This window comes from uncultured Gimesia sp. (genome assembly GCF_937919775.1).
Classification (GTDB): domain Bacteria; phylum Planctomycetota; class Planctomycetia; order Planctomycetales; family Planctomycetaceae; genus Gimesia.
Map to the genome: position 1 here is coordinate 1 of NZ_CALFPF010000812.1, position 5,445 is coordinate 5,445.

Here is a 5,445-nt window from a genome sequence, read left to right on the forward strand (position 1 = left end):
GAACGTCCCCTTTTGTGATTCCCCGCTTGTCACGATTTCAAACTTATCTGAAACGCCTCTGCGCGCCAGTTCTCGTGATCTTCCGCCGCACTTGCTTACGTTGTGATTCGACACAAGCTGAATCGACAAGGAGAGTTGCCTTGTGCACTCAGTTTGTACCGCGCGACGGTTACCGGTTCTTCGCCACAATTTTTTCTGACGAAGCGGACATGCCATCAGCGGCTATTGCCATGTCACTGAATCTATTCGCTAACTGTGTCAGATTCCAGACATGCATGGCACCCTGACCTTCCCTTCGATACTTAATGAAATCTGTTTCGTCCACTTTGTAAGCTGTCCCATCAAGTACAGCACGCCCCGATGGAAATTGAAAGATTTCCTCCGGCGTTTCTTCGTTCCACTTCCACACACCGACGGTGCCATCGTATGAGGAGGTGAAAAACATACTGTCATTAATAAAGCCCAGCGAGGTGATTTTTTGCGAATGCAACGGCGCCGGTGTGATGGCCCGGGTTGCTGTGTCGACCTTGTAGACAAAGCCGGCTTCGTCCCCGGCCAGAATAAACCCCTGTGTCTTGTTGAAAGCAGTTGCTGTCAGAGGGACAAGGTGGGGCGCAACCTGAACAGACCATTCCGGCCGGAAGGTGGACGCCTCGGGGGGACGCTCAACCGAAAACAGGTGCAATCTGCCATCACTGTCACTGACAGCCGCCCCATGGTCTTCAACTGTGACAGTCAGTGTCCGCCCACCATTATTTATCTTCGGCCACAAATTCGACCAACGCCACCGTTGATCGATTTTACCGTCTTTCAGCTCCAGCCTCTGAACTCCTGATGCATGGGCGACCCATAAGTCATCACCCGTTGGGGAAAATGCAGTCGCACGTGGTGTTTCCACCTGGATGTCCCACTCAGTCTTGCCGTGAATGTCATGCAGACTTAACGAACTGAACTGATTCACGGCAACAGCAAATCGATCGCCGTGCGGATGGAATGCCGCAACACACGCACGCCGGTGGTTTCGGGAGTGAAGCTTCGGACTGTATTCTGCAACCAACTGCTCTTCATCATCACCGTTGAGTTCTGTGAGTTGCACCCGAAGAGAACGATCACCGTATCGATTCTGCGTTGCTGTGACGATGTGCGTCCCAAGAGGAGAGATTGCTCCACATTCGAGCGGCTCAGGACGAACAGTCGTCAAACGATGTTCCGGGAAACGGCTAATTTCAACAAGCTGAACTCGATCTCCATCCGGTACCGCACAAAAACGCCCTGTTGGATGTACTTCCGACGGCCAGTCGCTGTCTCGGGCTCTGACAGATAGCCATTCACCAATGAGTGTCCCGGTGGCCGTATCAAAAATGTGCAGCCGTGGGGGAGAAACACTCTGAATGAGACAGACATTACCGTTGCTGCTGCACGAAAAGTTCTGATTCAGTATCTGTGACGGTCGCAGGCCGTGTGGAATGTTAAGAAATCGTTCTGGTTGTTCTGAGCCAATAGCCGCAATGCCGACACGTCCCCGATCAATAATGAATCTGATGCTGCCATCACGCGTGTCTTTAAAGAAAGACCATGTTACCGGTCGTACCTGTCTCTCTGTTAGTGACCTGGGTTCGAATGTGTGTAACCCCGAGTCGCCCAACGCATACAGTCGGTCAAACGGCTTAGAGCATGCCATTCCGTGCATGTGGTTAACTTCTGTGCTTGCCGTTTCACGAAACATGTCATTTTCGGCAAGCTCGAATTTCAGCAGTATGTCATTGTCTTCGGCCACCACTGTGTTTGCATAAAGGGTCCGACTGTCGGGAGAGAACAGCAGCCGGGACCTGTAAAACGAAAGGGTGTCCAGTTCCTGACGTTTATTATTAATTTGCGTATCCCAGACAAACAGTTGCCCCCGGTTTCGACTGGCGGCAAGCCAACGCCCATCGGGACTCCATTCCAGGTCTCTGATGCCATCAATTTGCTGATGGGAAATGAGCCTTTGAATGTTGCCCGGACAAGACAATTCTGCCAGCAGATCACCAGATGGAAACTCATACAGATTGACCTTTATGTGCGGGTCAGGCAATTCATACCGGTCCTCACCGATGGCGATAATGTGCCCCTGAGGGTGAAATGCGACAACCGATGCGTTAAATCCCGGCGCAATCTGTCCCGCAGGACGCAGCTCTGCTTCCTGCAGACACGCGATTGTTGCCGTGCGCAGTTCTGTGTCCGAGGTCGGACGGGGGGAACCATCTCGTATCTGGTTTTGCTGCCAGGCAAAATTTTCACGTGCCGCTGCTTCCACAGTATCCAGTGCTTGTGTCTGAGATTCCGGCGTCCTCGCGAGAACAAGAGCTTTTGCATCTGACAAGCTGCGAAAGTACTGAGCGACCCGTGACAGCTGCTGGCTGAGGTCAGCTTCCTGTTGAGTCAGTCGTATGTCGTGATTGAGTGCCTGCAGACGCACCGCAATCAACACAACAACAATTAAGAATACATTCAGAAACACCAGGCCGTTCACCAATCTGCGGTTTTGCCGATACCAGTATCCGAATTGATTTCGAAATGACGGCGGCACGATACTGATGGGCTTCGAGTCGCGCAAAGCCTTAAGATCATGCAACAACGCTGCTGCCGATTCGTATCGAGCTTCGGGCACTTTCTGCAGACACTTGAGGCAGATCAATTCGATCTCGACGGAAAGTTGCGGGCGGATTAGTCGTGGTCGATCCGGTTCAGCGGACTCGATCCGAAGAAGTGTCTGCAGACGGGTTGGGCCCTGAAACGGCAACTTTCCGGTCAGCAATTGGTACAGCAGGATTCCGAATGCAAATATGTCAGTATGAGTTCCAGTCTGACTCGTTTGCCCGGCAACCTGTTCCGGAGCCATATATTCTGTCGTGCCCAATACTGTTCCAGTCCGAGTATGCCGATCACAATCGTCCATGAGCCTGGCCAATCCAAAGTCAGTCAACTTCGGCGTCCACAGCGTCTGGCCAATCTGAAACTGTTTTTGGGGGCCTTTCTCCGAGGTCTCAGTCAACAGAATGTTGCTGGGTTTCAGATCGCGATGCAGCACGCCACGATCATGAGCATGCTTCAGGGCTTCAGCCAGACAGATCGCAAAACCAAGGACTTGTTGTTCTGACAACTCCGTACCCGCACGCAATACGTCTGCCAGTGTCCCACCTTCGCAGTATTCGTATACAATCGCAGGCGTGGGTTCCGATATCGCTTCCCGGACAGTCACAATGTTGGGATGACAAAGCGTGCCGGCCGCACGCGCCTCGGTCAGGAACCGATATCGCAGATCGTCTGTGATCAACACATCCGGTCGTGGAACTTTGATAGCGACTTTACGACGCGTCCGTTGGTCTTCGGCGAGAAAAACTGCCCCAAAACCACCACGGGCGATCAATGACCGAATTCGGTAGTCGCCAAAATGATCCGGCAGTCCGTTTTCCCGCCCAACTGGTGGGAAAGTCGCGGTCTGCGTCTCATCTTCAGATTGCGAAGCCTCACGCGGCAGGTCCAACTTTGCTAATTCGTCAACAAGTTGCACGGTGTCGATCAACTGCGTCAGCTTAGCATGATTTTCAGGGGACAAACCTTCAAGGCTGGACAGATGCCAATCTGATTCTCCTCGATGTCGTGCGTCATCAGCCGCGATCAGTCGTTCGGCCAGCATGTTGTCCTTGTTGCTCATTTGCTGCGATCACCTTCGCAAGTGCGTCAACCGACCGGTACAAAGCTTTCCGGGCCGCGTCACCGGTGAGGTGTTGAATCTTTCCGATTTCATGAAATGACTTCTGTTGCCAGTAACGCAGACGCAGCAGTTCCTGCTGCTCGGGGCGTAGTTGTTCCAGACTTCGTGTCACGTTGGAAATTGTTGCCCGTTTAATCAATTGGTTCAGCGGCAAATCACTGGATGATTCACTGCCCGTCAGCGTCGCGATATTTACCCCCGCCACTTCTCTTTGCGTGGTTCGTTTCTTTGAATCTACGAAACGCCGACGTTTGTCGAGCAGATTGTATTTTAAAATACTCAAAAGCCACGACCGCCATTTACTCCTGTTTTCACCTCGAAAATCACCAAAGGACCGCTGCGCGTCAACCATTGTCTCCTGAACCACGTCAGATGGTGACTGTTTGCTCTGAGCCGCCAAGTCACACTCCGCAGCCGCAAGGAGCTCCCGATAGACTCTGTTGTCCGCTGTTATTAATTCGTCGAAGGTAAATGCCCTGCCATCGCGAGCCCGTCGCGACCACTCTACCGAAGGCTTAGAAAGCCCCGAATTTGGAATAGACGGATTCTTGCGTGACATGTCGCCTGTCAATTTAAAAGGCGTAGAAACTGGCGAGAGCGGACACTTTGTTCCGTAAAAAAAAACAGTTTTCCAGGAGATTGGTTGTTGATTTATCGTTCCTGATAATCACACGGAGCAGCCAGAGCGTACAACTTTTGTGAGCCCATACCAATCGTATCCCTCACAACGCTCGCGGTTGCGACGAAACCACCGCGGCCGGATTGAGTCATTCAGAGAGTCGGGGGACGATGCCGACTTTGTGATCCGGAAATGCAATCATTCACTGCATTTCACCAAGGAAAAGCGAGTTTGAGGAGTGTTGTGTGGAAAGTGGCCTTTGTTGGTAAAACCCATGCAAATGCGGCCGCCGCACCTGTCGTCAATGGGACTACAGGACGCCACGCGCCGCAGGCGATCCGGCGCCAGTCAGGGCATGAAAACACGTAGAATCAACGGAAACTAAGGTTTCCCAGGCATTGTGGGCACTGGTTGGGGTTGTGTGAGAGAGCCATTCCGTCTCGAAAAAATAACAAATCCGACATCTTGCCTTGTGGTCGGGGCTTGAGGCTCATCGGCAAAAGTTTCCCCAAAAAAACAGGCATTCGTGGAGAAAAAACGTCCGGTCTTGATCATTTTTATGGTGGTGATCCACCAGAACTCTTACCTATCCCATTATGTCTTCCCATTGCCAGCCGCATACTCGTGTCGGCCGTACCTGGGCACTGATTTCTTACGCGTAATTTCTATCCGGATTTTGTCACCACAGCGCACATTGACGTCATCTCCACGGTCGGGCCTGACCCTTCATGAGGCGGGACGACGTCAACGACTTATCTGTCTTCAGATCTCAACGAGTTTTCCCCCGGAGTAGCCATGCTTCTCAATTCGTGGTTGTCATACATTCGTCGTCGACTGCATCAAATGCGTCGGCCTCCTTCACTTTTTGCTTCTACCGCTCAACCTGCACGCCCCCATAAGCGTCGCAAATTTACTGTTCGGAATCCACTTGAACAGCTTGAGCGGCGAACGCTCCTGAGTGGAGTTAACTCTGAGGAAGACTTTGCAGCAGTTGCGAGTACCGACTGGGGGCTTAGAGTCTGTCCGGAAATATGAGCAAGGAAAACATTGGCTCTGGGCGATTAACCCC

The 5,445-nt window shown here is 52.2% G+C and carries 3 protein-coding genes; 1 reads left to right on the top strand and 2 read right to left on the bottom strand.

What is annotated here, in order from left to right; genetic code table 11:
- Window positions 1-169 precede the first annotated feature (169 nt).
- Complete coding sequence (locus Q0294_RS23170) at window positions 170-3,697, bottom strand: serine/threonine-protein kinase (protein ID WP_299470230.1); 3,528 nt, start codon at window positions 3,695-3,697, stop codon at window positions 170-172.
- Window positions 3,651-4,316, bottom strand: a complete 666-nt coding sequence (locus tag Q0294_RS23175) for a sigma-70 family RNA polymerase sigma factor (RefSeq protein WP_299470232.1) — start codon at window positions 4,314-4,316, stop codon at window positions 3,651-3,653. Before Q0294_RS23175 ends, Q0294_RS23170 begins: the two co-directional genes overlap by 47 nt.
- A 291-nt stretch (window positions 4,317-4,607) precedes the next feature.
- Between Q0294_RS23175 and Q0294_RS23180 the strand changes: the two genes are divergently transcribed.
- Window positions 4,608-4,745: a hypothetical protein gene (locus Q0294_RS23180; RefSeq protein ID WP_299470234.1), complete on the top strand. Its 138-nt coding sequence runs from the start codon at window positions 4,608-4,610 to the stop codon at window positions 4,743-4,745.
- Window positions 4,746-5,445 lie beyond the last annotated feature (700 nt).